This window comes from Granulicatella adiacens ATCC 49175, from assembly GCF_025150565.1.
Lineage (GTDB): Bacteria > Bacillota > Bacilli > Lactobacillales > Aerococcaceae > Granulicatella > Granulicatella adiacens.
The window spans coordinates 1,562,211-1,576,961 of the sequence record NZ_CP102283.1; the positions used below are offsets into that span (position 1 = coordinate 1,562,211).

At 39.4% G+C, this 14,751-nt stretch carries 13 protein-coding genes and 1 other annotated feature; all 13 genes read right to left on the reverse strand.

The features are described from left to right. Positions 1-83: 83 nt before the first annotated feature. Complete coding sequence (gene mreD, locus NQ540_RS07670; protein WP_005606966.1) at positions 84-644, reverse strand: rod shape-determining protein MreD; 561 nt, start codon at positions 642-644, stop codon at positions 84-86. Continuing rightward, on the reverse strand, positions 644-1,492 hold the full coding sequence (mreC, locus tag NQ540_RS07675) for a rod shape-determining protein MreC (RefSeq protein ID WP_005606967.1): 849 nt from the start codon (positions 1,490-1,492) through the stop codon (positions 644-646). Before mreC ends, mreD begins: the two co-directional genes overlap by 1 nt. Before the next feature lie 34 nt (positions 1,493-1,526). Further along, on the reverse strand, positions 1,527-2,528 hold the full coding sequence (locus tag NQ540_RS07680; RefSeq protein ID WP_005606968.1) for a rod shape-determining protein: 1,002 nt from the start codon (positions 2,526-2,528) through the stop codon (positions 1,527-1,529). 308 nt (positions 2,529-2,836) lie between these two features. Then, positions 2,837-5,938 (reverse strand): SpaA isopeptide-forming pilin-related protein, encoded by a 3,102-nt coding sequence (locus NQ540_RS07685; protein WP_005606970.1) that lies wholly within the window; start codon positions 5,936-5,938, stop codon positions 2,837-2,839. Positions 5,939-6,074: 136 nt separating this feature from the next. Then, positions 6,075-6,215, reverse strand: a complete 141-nt coding sequence (locus NQ540_RS07690; RefSeq protein ID WP_223429367.1) for a hypothetical protein — start codon at positions 6,213-6,215, stop codon at positions 6,075-6,077. A gap of 152 nt (positions 6,216-6,367) precedes the next feature. Further along, positions 6,368-6,568: a cold-shock protein gene (locus tag NQ540_RS07695; protein ID WP_039849134.1), complete on the reverse strand. Its 201-nt coding sequence runs from the start codon at positions 6,566-6,568 to the stop codon at positions 6,368-6,370. A gap of 297 nt (positions 6,569-6,865) precedes the next feature. Next, positions 6,866-7,549, reverse strand: a complete 684-nt coding sequence (gene radC, locus NQ540_RS07700; protein ID WP_005606977.1) for a RadC family protein — start codon at positions 7,547-7,549, stop codon at positions 6,866-6,868. A 43-nt stretch (positions 7,550-7,592) separates the two neighbouring features. Further along, entirely contained in the window at positions 7,593-8,864 is a 1,272-nt protein-coding gene (locus tag NQ540_RS07705) for a bifunctional folylpolyglutamate synthase/dihydrofolate synthase (RefSeq protein WP_005606978.1), read from the reverse strand. A gap of 107 nt (positions 8,865-8,971) precedes the next feature. Then, positions 8,972-11,614, reverse strand: coding sequence for a valine--tRNA ligase (locus NQ540_RS07710; RefSeq protein ID WP_005606981.1), 2,643 nt, complete (start codon positions 11,612-11,614; stop codon positions 8,972-8,974). Positions 11,615-11,672: 58 nt separating this feature from the next. Beyond that, positions 11,673-11,887, reverse strand: a binding site (T-box leader). Positions 11,888-11,942: 55 nt separating this feature from the next. Further along, positions 11,943-12,764 carry an alpha/beta hydrolase gene (locus NQ540_RS07715; protein WP_039849135.1) on the reverse strand — a complete coding sequence of 274 codons (822 nt, stop codon included), beginning with the start codon at positions 12,762-12,764 and terminating at the stop codon, positions 11,943-11,945. Between the two features lie 20 nt (positions 12,765-12,784). Then, on the reverse strand, positions 12,785-13,141 hold the full coding sequence (locus NQ540_RS07720) for a hypothetical protein (RefSeq protein WP_039849136.1): 357 nt from the start codon (positions 13,139-13,141) through the stop codon (positions 12,785-12,787). A 145-nt stretch (positions 13,142-13,286) separates the two neighbouring features. Then, the gene (locus tag NQ540_RS07725) at positions 13,287-14,039 is read right to left on the reverse strand and encodes a DUF1310 family protein (RefSeq protein ID WP_005606986.1); all 753 of its coding nucleotides are present in this window, start codon (positions 14,037-14,039) and stop codon (positions 13,287-13,289) included. Positions 14,040-14,087: 48 nt separating this feature from the next. Further along, the gene (locus tag NQ540_RS07730; protein ID WP_005606987.1) at positions 14,088-14,744 is read right to left on the reverse strand and encodes a DUF443 domain-containing protein; all 657 of its coding nucleotides are present in this window, start codon (positions 14,742-14,744) and stop codon (positions 14,088-14,090) included. Positions 14,745-14,751: the final 7 nt, after the last annotated feature.

Below are 14,751 nucleotides of genomic sequence, written 5' to 3' on the forward strand. Positions count from 1 at the left end.
TAGCATAAATGCTACAACAGTCGGTATTAATAGCCTAAACAAAAAAAGGGCCGGCGCTCGCCAACCCTTATTGGTAAAATAGATTAACTTCTTCGATGATTGATTAAATCATGCGGACTCACTACTGGAGTCGCATTCACCCACCTTGCAAAATTACGAAGTGGAATATACAGAATATAATAAATCACGATATTGAGCATTAGCGTTGCCCCTAATCGTTCCACTAAAAACTCGTTCCATCCCATGCTGACAACGCCTCTTAACGCATATACGAAATATACAGAAACTTCTGTCAAACTTAAGAAGAACACTAATGCTAATCCTAACGTAAATGGATTTTGCAAAATATTTGTACGTACTAAACGAATCACTCGCACAATCACTGCAAATATTCCCATATAGATTCCTAGAATACCTGCATAATAACTATCTACCAAAAATCCTGCAATCACTGAAAACCAAAACATCGCCTTATGGTCAATCATAAAATTCAGCAATACAACTGCAATGACAATAATCCTTGGTGTTAAACTATAGCCAGAGCGCAAAAATAAAGTAGAAAAATGATTCGTCAATACACCGTCCACTAAGAAAGCTAGAATGAAGACAAACAATACCCAATAAACTCTTCTGGAGTTACGCATTATTGCCCCTCACTTTCGCTTGTACGAATGACTACTGTTACATAACGAACATCATTCGTATCTGCCGCTGGACGAATTTTCACTTCTTTATATAAACCAAAACGATCCATTGCCACTTCTTCAACCGTTCCGATATATAGTGAATTTGGAGAAATGCCGCCAAGACCACTCGTCACAACCTTATCTCCTACTTTAATATCCTGAGTAGCTTGAATTTGGCTCATAACAAGCATATTTGTCTTTTCGTCATATCCGGTAATGGTCCCGTAGATTGGTTCTTTTTCATTTTGAATCATCGCCGCAACACGAACTAAAGTATTATCAGCATTCGATAACAAGGCAATCCGTGCGCTTGTAGGATTCACATCTAAAACTTTTCCTACTAAACCATTATCACTCATTACCGACATTTGAGGTTGGATTCCATCATTTGATCCTTTATTAATCGTAATTACATCACGCCAAGTATCCGGATTACGCGCAATGACCGTAGCATTCACTAATGTATAATCATTCAGCGTATCTTGCAACTTCAGCGTTTCTTTCATTTTTTGGTTATCACGTTTTAACTCATTCAATTGAACCTCTAATTCATGAATGGTATCGATTTTTTGTTTTAAGGATTGATTCTCTTGATACGTATTTGATAAATCACCCACACTATCAATAAAATCATTAATACTATTTGCTGGATAAGAGACTAATCTTCCAAGAATATTGGTTACATCATTAACACCTTGAGTCACGATATTACTTCCGTAAGTAACGGAATACATGATTAATGCTAATGCAACAATGATTCCGATTACCCAACCAATTAGTTTCTTATTTGAAAAAATTGGATTCACATCATCACTCCTCTATTAAATTTTTCAACGGACTCTATTTTTTCATTAATGATGGGTTTGCTAGAATAGCTCCTGTTCCTAATGCCACACAATCTAGTGGGTCATTGGCAACAAACGCTGGCACTTGCGTTTCCTTCGAAATCATCTCTGCAAGATGACGAAGCATCGCTCCACCACCTGTCAGAACGATTCCATGATCAATAACGTCCGCAGAAATTTCTGGCGGTGTTTGTTCTAACACATCTTTAACGGCATCTAAAATTTGATGAATAATCTCACTCATCGCAATTGCTATTTCTTTAGCGGGAACTTCTACTACTCGTGGAAGACCTGTTACCATATCACGTCCACGAACTTGCATACTTCCTTGCGCTTTTTCGACAGAAGCAGACCCTAATTGAATCTTAAGTTCCTCTGCTGTACGCTCTCCAATCAGTAGATTATACGTTTTACGAACGTGCTGGACAATAGCTTCATTGAGCTCATCTCCACCAACGCGAATCGAACGACTATTCACGATTCCTCCTAAAGAAATCGTTGCTACGTCCGTTGTTCCTCCACCAATATCTACAATCATGCTTCCTGTTGGGTCTGTAATTGGTAAGCCCGCTCCTACTGCTGCTGCAAAAGGTTCTTCCACAACATAAGCTTCTTTCGCTCCAGCATATTTAGTAGCATCTAAAACGGCTCTTTTTTCAACGTCTGTGATTCCGCTTGGTACACAAATAATGACCACTGGTTTAAAAAATGAGCGGCCAACAATCGATTGGATGAAATATTTTAACATGGCAGTTGTCGTATTATAGTCTGCGATTACGCCATCTTTCATTGGGCGTAATGCTACGATATTTTCAGGCGTTCTCCCAATCATTTCGAAAGCCGATTTCCCTACTGCGATAATTTCTTCTGTAACGATATTTTTTGCAACAACGGAAGGTTCACGTGTGACAATTCCTTCATCTTCAAGATAAACAATCGTGTTAGCTGTTCCTAAGTCAATTCCGATATTTTGTGCTTTAAAATTAAATGCAACCACACTACTTCCTCCTTCAGTAATTCTTCTACAGACCAGGCTGTAAGAATTCTATTCTAGTATATCAGAATTCGGCACTTTATTCTTGTTTTTTATAGCTTTTTAGAAAACTTTTTTATTTTGAAATATTAAAGCGGTTTCTGTAATCTGTTAGTGATTTTTGCATTCGAAGGTTTCCAATATTTGAATAGATTTTACGATATAAAAAAAGGAATCAAACAACATAAAGTTGCTTGATTCCTTTGTCTTTTTTCCAATCGTCTGACAAGAAGAGAGATTAATCTAGTAAATCAATCTATACAGATGATGATTTAGTTAAATCTCTTTTTGCCGTTTGAAGCTACCATAACAACACCTAAACTTAACAATGCCAATCCAGCTAATAGAGTTCCTTGTTCAGAAACGCTACCAGTATTTGGTAAGTTTGGTTCATTTGGTTTTTCAGGTTCCGTTTGGTCTGTGATGACTAATTTGCCATCTTTGAATTCTACAGAATTTCCGTTAGCATTCAACACTTCAATCGTTCCATCAAAGTTCACTTTGAAAGTGATATCTGTTACTGCTAAGTAGCCTGTTGGTGCTGCTTCTTCATGGAATGTATATGTTCCAGGTGCTAAGTTTAATTCTTTAGACTTATCTGCTTCTGAAGTCCAACTTGCTACTGGAGTTCCTACTGCTTTGTCACCTTTGAAGATCTTGATTTTAGCGCCCTCAATTTCTTTTCCAGCAATATTCACTTTACTGAAGGTTACTTTACGAGGGAAATCATCATCTTTATCGGTTACTGTCACTGTTGAACCATTCGTTTCAACTTTGTTTTCTTCACCTTTAGAATCTTTTTCACCGACATTTGTTACCGTTACAGTTCCGTCATAGTTCACTTTGAAAGTGATATCTGTCACCTTAAGGTATCCTGTTGGCGCTGCTTCTTCGTGGAATGTGTATGTTCCAGGTGCTAAATCTAATTCCTTAGTTTTTCCTGCTTCTGATGTCCAGATTTCTACTGGAGTTCCTTCTGCTTTGTCACCTTTGAAGATCTTGATTTTAGCGTCTGCGATTTCTGTTCCGCCTAAGCTTACTTTGCTGAAAGTAATCTTACGTGGTAAATCATCATCTTTATCGGTTACTGTCATTGTTGAACCATTTGTTTCAACTTTGTTTTCTTCACCTTTAGAATCTTTTTCACCAACATTTGTTACCGTTACAGTTCCATCATAGTTCACTTTGAAAGTGATATCTGTCACCTTAAGGTATCCTGTTGGCGCTGCTTCTTCGTGGAATGTATATGTTCCAGGTGCTAAATCTAATTCCTTAGTTTTTCCTGCTTCTGACGTCCAGCTTTCTACTGGGTTACCTTCTGCTTTGTCACCTTTGAAGATCTTAATTTTAGCGTCTGCGATTTCTGTTCCGCCTAAGTTTACTTTACTGAATGTAATCTTACGTGGTAAATCATCGTCTTTGTCAGTCACTTTAAGTGTTGAACCGTTGGTTTCAACTTTGTTGTCTTCACCTTTAGAATCTTTCTCGCCGACTTTTGTTACGGTCACTGTTCCATCATGGTTTACTGTGAACGTAATGTCTGTTACTTTGAGGTATCCTGTTGGTGCTGCTTCTTCGTGGAATGTGTATGTTCCAGGTGCTAAATCTAATTCCTTAGTTTTTCCTGCTTCTGATGTCCAGCTTTCTACTGGGTTACCTTCTGCAGTTTCACCTTTGAAGATCTTAATTTTAGCGTCTGCGATTTCTGTTCCGCCTAAGTTTACTTTACTGAATGTAATCTTACGTGGAAGGTCATCATCTTTGTCAGTCACTTTAAGTGTTGAGCCGTTGGCTACTACTTTATTATCTTCACCTTTAGAATCTTTCTCGCCGACTTTTGTTACTGTCACTGTTCCATCGCTGTTAACTGTGAAAGTAATATCCGTTACTTTAAGATATCCTGTTGGAGCTGCTTCTTCGTGGAAAGTGTATGTTCCAGGCTCTAAATCTAATTCCTTAGATTTTCCTGCTTCTGATGTCCAGCTTTGTACTGGATTGCCTTCTGCTGTTTCACCTTTGAAGATTTTGATTTTAGCATCCGCAATTTCAGTTCCACCTAAGTTTACTTTACTGAAAGTAATTTTCTTCGTACTTGGAGGAGTCTTTCTATTTTGGACTTCGCGCGTTACAGCTTTATCCGTTCCAAAATCAGTTGGATTAATTTTAATCTCCGTAGTTAACTTATCATACCCTTCAGGAGCTTCAATCTCACGAATCGTATAATTGTCACGTAATAATTGATTTACACTAGCATTTCCATCTGGTCCTGTAGTAAGTGTTCCTACAACAGCTTGGTTACGATCACGAACTACTTCGAATTTAGCACCTTCTAAAGGTTGTCCAGCTTCATCTACTTTATGAATGTTAATCGTGAAAACATACCCTTCTGCAACCCCTCCTGCAATTTGATACGCACGAGAACTTGTAGACTGTTCAGTTTGTCCGCCATTATAAATCATATTTGCAGTATTCGTAATAATTTCTCGATCGACTAAATCATAGTTGGCTTTAGCTTGATACTCAATCATATATCCAAAACCATTGGTATCTCCTAACGGAAGAGTAAATCCATCTCCATTCGCATTTGGAACCAATTTAGGTTTCAACGTACTAGTCATATCACGAAGATTTTGGTAGGTCCAATCTCCATTATTCCACACCCAATCTACTTTATAGATTTTGAATGTATCTGGTAAAAATGAAATGTTTGGAGAAGTGAATTTATCCGTAATCGTTACGTTACTATAGTTGGCCATATTACGGTTAACCGTAATATTGTAACGAATTACATTATCTGGATCTCCTGCCTGTTGAAATGAACTCTTTTCAATCTTAGAGTCATATCTTTTTGGAGGCCCATTATAGCGCACTCTCCCAGCAACTAAAACTTTACTTCCAACAGTAACCTTAACATCGATATTTTTTTCTTGACTCACTACACTGTGATCAACACGTACGTAAACAAAAAACTCTCCACGAACACCAGACTTGTTCTCAACATAGTTAGTGTACCGTATAGTAATTGTTTTGTTAGCCGCATCTAATTGTCCTGTAGCTACAAGGTTACCAGACCCGTCACGAAGTTCAATATTTGACGAATTCGAAAACGCAATCTCAGATGGTAAACTTAGAGTTGTCGTATCTCCTTCATGCACTTTGTTATCTGGCAGTTGAAAAGTCGCAGTAAGACGAAAATCTTGCCAAATATCTAACCCTTGAGTCAAATCTCCACCAGAGCTGTTTTTCACACCAACACTAGTGATGACATCATTATACTCTGTGGCGTGCACTTTAGTAAGAGCAACGAAGGGTTGGATAAAGATCCCTAAACAAAGAACAATGATTTGAAACAAAGATCGTAATTTCTTATTCATACATTCTTCCTTCCTTTCTAAATATTCAATTGTAAATGTACAATGTAATTTTATGCTAGTCTATTCCCAAATTGTTTACTATCCATTTTTTAGTGAATTTCGTAGCATTCTTTACCTTTAAAATTTATCATAATTTTTATAAAATTTCTATAAAAACCAATTGAATTTTCACATATTTTTTAGGTATTATTTGGTTTTTTTCTGATAACTTGATATACCTCCAAAAGAAAGCGCAATTCAAAGAACTTGGGAATAATTCCCGTTTTTCTTCAATCATAAGTATTACCACTGTCATTTTTTGACCCAAAAATTTTCTCCCTAAACAAGTCATTCTAACTTTTTAATCAATCAAATTTATCGTTTGAAAAAAGTATTAGGCAAAATAAAAAAACCACCGGAAAACCGGTGGTATCATCGTTTAAACTTAAATTATAGTTTAACTACGTTAGCTGCTTGTGGTCCACGAGCGCCTTCTTCAACATCGAATTGAACTGCTTGTCCTTCTTCTAATGTTTTGAATCCTTCAGATTGGATTGCTGAGAAGTGTACGAATACATCGTTTCCACCTTCACGTTCGATAAACCCAAAACCTTTTTCTGAGTTAAACCATTTTACTGTACCTTGTTCCATGAACATTTCCTCCTTGTGCCATAGCACTTGTTATTCATATTCTTGCTAATGGTTCGAAAGGAGTAAATCTTTACACTATTTCTATACCTAACAAAAACACAAGTTCAGTATACCATCTAAGAAACCTTTTTACAAGAGGATTTCCGAATTCGGATAGAAATTTTATGAACAATTGAAGTTTTATGCGTTTTTTCCGAATGCTTTCCTTATTTTTCACGTTTATTTTTCGTGAAATCTGAAAATATTCATTTTCTTCATTTTTCATTTTTTCAAGTAAGCTAAAAACCGAAATCTTTTTTACAATACTCCGATTTCTTTCAAAGAAATAAAATGCTCTCCCCCCACAATAAAATGATCTAGAAGTTCAATCCCCATTAATTCCCCACAATCCATCAGTCTTTTGGTAAAATCAATATCTGCTTGAGACGGTTCAGGATTCCCACTCGGATGATTATGTCCAATGATGACACGTGCTGCCGAATATCTCACTGCTTCCCGAAAGATTTCTCTTGGATGAGCAACAGCACTATTTAATCCGCCGATGAAAATCATTTTCTTTTTTATTACTTCATTCTTAGTATTCAAATAGAGCGCTACAAGATGTTCTTGATAGGCATCTTTTAACTCTTCTACAATCCACTGCCCCGCCATTTTAGAAGACGTGATTTTTCCTAGTTTCATCTGAGAAGCTTTGTTTAGTCTGGCTCCTAGTTCAATGGCCGCCTTTAGTTCAATGGCCTTTGTTCGTCCAATCCCATTAATGTGCATGAGTTCGTCCAGACTTGCCATCTTTAACGAATGCAAATCTTCAAAAGTATTCAAAACCACAATGGATAATTGTAATACATTCAAATCTTTAGAACCTGTCCTTAGTAAAATAGCTAATAATTCATGGGTTTCAAGCACTTTAGCGCCATACCGTTCGAGGCGTTCTCGTGGCATGGCGCTTAAAGGTACTTCTAATAATCTCGATTCAATCATTGTGACACTTCCTCTTTATTTTCTCTACAAAGAGTTACGATGTCTACTCTTCTTTAGGCTTGCGGTTGTTCCACCAATGACGAACTTCAGCGATAAAATAGAGAGAGCCCGTCACCCATAATTCGCTCTTATCATCTATCGAGCAGGCAAACCGTTCGATAACTTCTTCAAAGCTTTCTTCAAAGGAAATCTTGGGAGAATCTAAGTACGCTTCCACGTCACTTCTAGCTATCGACAGGCCTCTTGAAGGATGGAAACTCGTTAAGATGATGTTCACATCTGGAAGAGCTTCTTGTAATCTTGCAAGCATTTGTTGACTATCCTTTCGAGTAAGCGCACTAAATAAGAGTGTCTGTTTCTTGCCAAAGCGTTCCGTCATGTTTTGTATGAGTCGCTCGATGGCAGGCAAATTATGAGCACCATCAATGATAATAAGTGGCGTGTCTTGCAACACTTCCATGCGCCCTGGCCACGAAACGACAGGGAGAGCTGCTTCGATGAACTCAGCCTGCATACTTCTTCCCGTTGCTTCCATCCATGCTTGGCACGCTCGAATCGCAACGCTCGCATTCTCCTTCTGGAAGGCTCCGTGGAGGGCTAACTGTCCCAGCGGAATCGTCAATGCTTCGTCTTGATACGAATCCTCTACTAGTGAAAAAGCTTCGCCAAATGCCTGCACAGCTGCGCCTTTCTCACTAGCGACTCCACGAATTACATCCATACATTCACGCGTGACTGGTCCGACGACCACTTGCTGCCCAGACTTAATAATGCCTGCTTTTTGCGCGGTAATTTCTTCCAAAGAACTTCCAAGTAAGTCTTGATGGTCTAAGCCAATCGTCGTGATGACACTGACGAGTGGATGGCCAACATTCGTATTATCCAGCAGGCCGCCAATCCCGACTTCAATAATCGCAAGGTCGACAGCTTCTTGTTGAAAGACGACAAACATCATCGCCGTTAAAATCTCAAAATAATTAAAGGCTCCCCACTCTTCGAACAAGCGGCTCTCCACCTCTCTTACGACCGATGCAGCTTGCCAGAACGGCTCTTCTTCAAGAGGCACTCCGTCTAGCTGAATGCGTTCCCTGATACTGTCCATATGCGGTGAAGTGAATGTCCCTACTCGCAATCCATGCGCCTTTGCAAAGGCCGTCACCATCGCAGCAGTCGACCCTTTTCCATTCGTTCCTGCGATATGAATACTCTTCAATTCACGTTCCGGATTGCCAAGCGCCCCTAAGATAGCCTCCATACGGTACAACCCATGTTTGCGAGGAATACTCTCGCTCTTTTTTAACCACTCTTGAATCATTCACTCACCTCCTGTTTCCCTCATTTATCTTAACAGAAAATGACCCTCCATAACATACAAAAGAGAGCGCATGATACTTCATACGCTCTCCCCGCTGTTAAAACGGATTAGATTTTCTTCAATGTTGCGATACGTTCTAACACTGCTTCACGTTGTGCTTGATAGTCTGCACCTTTTGCACGTTCAGCTTCAACAACCGCTGCAGGAGCTTTTGCCACAAATTTCTCGTTCGATAATTTCTTCTCGACACGATCCACTTCTTGTTGCAATTTCTCTGCTTCTTTTTCAAGACGAGCGATTTCGTCTTCAATGTTGATTAATCCTGCTAATGGCAAGTAAATTTCAGCACCTGTGATAACAGAAGTTACCGCGTCAGATGGTGCTTCAACGTCTTCACCATACACAAATTCTTCTGGATTTGAGAAGCGTGCAATGTAAGATTCGTTTTCTTTCAAGACAGTGTAGTGTGCTGTGTCGCTCACTTTCGCAATGATGTTAATTGGTTTTGATAATGGTGTGTTCATTTCGTTACGAACCATACGTACTGAACGGATGAAGTCCATTAAGAATTCCATTTCTTCAGCTGCTTTTTCGTCCATTTGTTCTGGGTGAACCGTTGGGTAAGTTGCGACCACTAATGATTCCCCAACGTGAGGAACAGATTGCCAGATTTCTTCTGTAACGAAAGGCATGATTGGGTGTAATAGACGTAATGTGTTGTCTAATACATATACAAGAATGCTACGTGTTGTTAATTTCGCAGCTTCGTCGTCCCCTGCTAATGTTTCTTTCGACATTTCGATATACCAGTCACAGAAATCATCCCAGATGAAGCGATATAGGAGACGTCCTGCTTCACCGAATTCGAATTTCTCGAAGAGTTCTGTCACTTTGCCAATCGTTTGATTCAAGCGTGTTAAAATCCATTTGTCCGCAAGAGTCTTCTCACCAGTGATATCCACTTGGTCCGCTGTTAAGTCGCCCACGTTCATTAACGCGTAACGGCTTGCGTTCCAAATCTTGTTGATGAAGTTCCATGCAGCATCCATCTTGTCTGTTGAGTAACGAACATCTTGCCCTGGAGCAGAACCGTTTGCTAAGAACCAACGAAGCGCATCGGCACCATATTGCTCGATGACTTCCATTGGGTCAACCCCGTTTCCAAGAGACTTACTCATCTTACGTCCTTGGCTGTCACGAATTAATCCGTGAATTAGAACATTCTTGAATGGACGTTTTCCTGTAAATTCTAACCCTTGGAACATCATACGGCTTACCCAGAAAGTAAGGATGTCGTATCCTGTTACAAGTGTATTTGTTGGATAGTAACGTTTGTAGTCGGCTGCATCTTCGTCCGGCCAACCCATTGTTGAAAATGGCCATAACGCAGATGAGAACCAAGTATCTAATACGTCTGGATCTTGTGTCCAGTTTTCGCTGTCGCTTGGAGCTTCCATGCCTACGAATACTTCGCCTGTTTCTTTATGATACCAAGCTGGAATTTGATGTCCCCACCATAATTGACGTGAAATTACCCAGTCGTGAATGTTTTCCATCCAACGTAAGTACGCATCATTGAAACGTGGCGGATAGAAGTTTACTGTGTTGTCTCCTTCCGCACGTTGCGCATTGATGGCTTGCTGGGCTAAAGGTCCCATTTTTACGAACCATTGTTTTGAAAGACGTGGTTCAACCACTACATCTGTACGTTCTGAGTGACCAACGCTGTGTAAATGTTTTTCGATTTTCACAAGAAGGCCAGCTTCTTCTAAATCTTTCACGATAGCTTTACGCGCCGCAAAACGGTCCATGCCTTCGTATTTACCCGCTAACTCATTCATTGTCGCATCATCGTTCATCACGTTAATACGAGGTAAGTTATGACGGTTCCCTACTTCAAAGTCGTTCGGGTCATGCGCTGGAGTGATTTTTACAACCCCTGTTCCGAAATCTTGCTCCACGTATTCGTCAGCGATGATTGGAATTTCACGGTTCATTAACGGCAAGATAACTGTTTTCCCAATAAGCGCTTGGTAACGTTCGTCGTATGGGTGAACCGCAACCGCTGTATCTCCAAGAAGTGTTTCTGGACGAGTCGTTGCGATTTCTAGGAATCCACTTCCGTCTGCTAGAGGGTAGTTCATATGATAGAATGCACCTTCTACGTCTTTATGGATGACTTCGATATCGGATAATGACGTTTTTGCTTTAGGGTCCCAGTTGATGATGTACTCACCACGGTAGATTAAGCCTTTTTCGTATAATGTAACGAAGACTTTCTTCACGGCGTCAGATAACCCATTATCTAATGTGAAACGTTCTCTGCGGTAGTCTACAGAAATCCCCATTTTTGCCCATTGTTCACGGATATGGCTGGCATATTCTTCCTTCCATTTCCATGTTTGTTCAAGAAACTTCTCACGGCCAAGGTCATAACGAGATAAGCCTTCTCCGCGTAATTTTTCTTCTACTTTTGCTTGAGTTGCAATCCCCGCATGGTCCATCCCTGGTAACCATAAAGTGTCGAATCCTTGCATGCGTTTTTGACGGATAATCATATCTTGTAACGTTACGTCCCAAGCATGTCCTAAGTGTAATTTCCCTGTTACGTTTGGTGGCGGGATAACGATTGAATAAGGTTCAGCGTTTGGATCTTCGTTTGGATGGAAGACGCCTGAATCAACCCACCATTGATATTTCCCAGCTTCAACTTCTTGTGGTTGAAACTTAGATGACATTTCTTTAGCCATTGATTTTCCTCCTTGTATCTTGTTTGTGTCCAATAAAAAAATCCTATGAAGACACTCTCCATAGGACGATTAAATTCGTGGTACCACCTAATATTCGCGTAAAAATTCATTACGCCTCGATGTTGGTAACGAAGTGTCGTCTCCGTACTCTATTACTTCTTTTCGTAGAGTAAGCTCACAAGCTACCTTCAAATGAATTTGCTAGGAAGTTGCACCAAGTCTTCCCTCTCTCGTAAACAAAGTCATTTTACTCCTCTTGTTCATCGCTCTAATATACAAAATATTCTACCATTCAAACCCGACGCTTGCAACAATATCGCGCTATCTTCTACCTCACATTCCCGCTAGACACGCCTAGGTCTGCATCTTCTGGAATCCACCAATCCAAAAACTCTTTGATGGACCAATCCCAGAAATCCCATTCGTGTCCGCCGAAGTACTCTTTATACGTTAGCGACACTCCTTGTTCTTTCAAAAAGCTGCTATAGCTACGATTGTCTTCCAAAAGCCAATCTTCCGTACCACATGCCATAAAAATTGAGAGCGCGTCCTTACGCTCCATTGTTTGGACGGCATGATACAACTGATTGCCTTCCGCTACAAAGGTCTCCTCATCTTTGAAGACCGCCTCCAAAAAGCTTTTTCTTAAAAAGAACGGTGCTTCTGGAATCTCCTCAGGTGGAAGTGCCTGTCTCTTAATCGCGCTAGAGAACGCCCCAATCACGCTAAAGGTGTCGGGATATTTGATGCCGTTTCGAAGTGCCCCGTATCCACCCATCGAAAGCCCGGCAATGCCTAAGTCTTCCCGTTTTCGAGAAATAGGAAACATGCGACGTGAGATTTCTGGAAGCTCCACCCCGATGAATTCTCCATAGTTTGTATAGTTCCACGGTTGGTCTACGTAGAAATGATTTTCCCCCGAAGGCATAATCAAGACGAGATTTTTCTCTTTTGCGTATCGAAGAATTCGCGTCTGGTTGACCCAGTCCTGTTCGCTGCCTAATACTCCGTGCAGTAACATCAACGCTTTGTACGGCCCTTCGGAAAGATACTGATTATTAAAATCCACCGCATCGCTAGGTAAGTAGACTGACAAGGGGATTGTTCTCATTAATGTTTTTGAAAAGAATGAAACGTGTAAAAGTGCCATAGGACACCTCCGTTAAATGATTATTTTTTTAAATATCGATTCACTACTGGCACTAACCCAAAGATAAACGACAATTGAACGACGGATTTTTGCCAAGGCTCCCATTGCTCAAATCCAAAAAAATGATTCATGATGAGGAAAAAGGCAGTAGCAGCTACCATCCCAATAAAGACGACAACTAATCCGTGATTGAGCCTTTTGAACTTATCTGGATTATCCCGATTTACCCAAGTATAAAAGGCAAGCCTACTAACCATCACACTCAAAAAAAACAGTGCGATATCTCGACGAAATACTAGCTGATAGATTGCATTTGCGCAACTAGTGACCCCAAACGCAATGGTGACAATTTCTCTAGCTTTTTGACTCATTTCCAACAGCCCCTCTCCCTAAAAACGGATTCCTGAATTTATCTTTATTATACTGCTCCACCAGCGTTTTTACTATACTTGCTCGTAAAAAAGAACCCAGCATCACTGCTAGGTTCGGCTGGTTTAATTAATTTTTGTGGCACATAACGGATTACTGTTTCAAGAACTTATCTAACTCTTCATAAGTAAAACCACCACCAAATTCATATTTCCCGTCTTTTTTTATAATAGTGAATTTCATTCTCAAGTTTTCATTCCCGTTAATCAAAAGCTCAGAATTAAGGCCCCTATCCTCTACAGATGGCATTTTATCCACATTAACCTTGTAAGAACGAATTTTCCCCTTCTCAGTAAATGCCTCTGGATCCAGCTTTAGAAGCTCTTCTTTTATCAAAGCTACTATTTCTGGCCTCTTCATTTCTTCGTCTCTAAGATAATCATCCGCCTCTCTAGAAATAGAATAGCTGTTAATTTGATAATTTTCCGATTCCTTATTCTTGTCCTCAAACCTCCCAGTACTCTCTTTATTACTGATGAGTAAGCCTATTCTTAAATCGGGATTCCCATTTATCGATATTTCAGCTTCAATTCCAAACCCCCATGAATTCAGTTGGGTTTTATCATAATCAATTTCATATGATTTGATGATATTGTTTTCGCTAACACCTCTATCACTAGTATCTTGATTTCTAATCTTTTTATCACTAACAACTATTCCATTAGGTTCTCTGATAATATTATTCTCTATACTTCTTAGGGCTTTTTCAATGACTGCAATGACTTCTGGCTTCTTTAACTCTTCTCGAATATATACTTTCTCCCGATATTTCGAAATTAGTACTATGGCGACATATGATAATAGAATCCCTACTATGATTCTCCCTATTTTTCTCTTTTTCTTCATATGAGTACTCCTAAAGATTATTGTATTTCTTCTATCATCTTTTGTTCGTTACTTTTCTTTGATGGATTCTAATTGAAATTCCTTGTTTTTATAAAGAATATCTACTGGAAATCCTACAAAACAACCAATCAAAATCCAAAGCGTCAAAATAGTATTAAAAACTAAAAGTACCACACTTCCACCAATGCTAGCTCTTAAATAAAATAAAAAAAGAATTACATTAATGGAAAGTGGAATGTAAAACGAAAGATGTCGTTTGGACGTCGTTTTAAATGTTGCAACATATCTCTTTGGATTCGTAGGCAATCGGTCTGCCACGTATTTCTTTGACATCGTAGCTAATAATTTCATCAGTAGTGCCGCAAAGAGAATTGAAATCATAAAGAGGCTCACTTGAAAAATAATTTGTTGATGTAATTTTTGTTCTCTTATGAATTCAGTTAACGAGCGATACACTATATTCGCAAACAATTGACTTCCTGCTGTAATCGCAACGAAAGTACTTGATTGCAGATTCTTTTGTTCAAACCTTGAATCATTTTTATCGATCCCAATCATATCGACTGTTACTTTATCTGTTTGAACTCCAAAGCAGTAAAGTTTATTCGAAACTGTACTCACATCCATCAAATATTGATTACCCTTTGCGTCGGTCAACAGTTTATAACACATCGAATTAGCGTTAGTGATTGTTACTTCTTCCATATTCCAC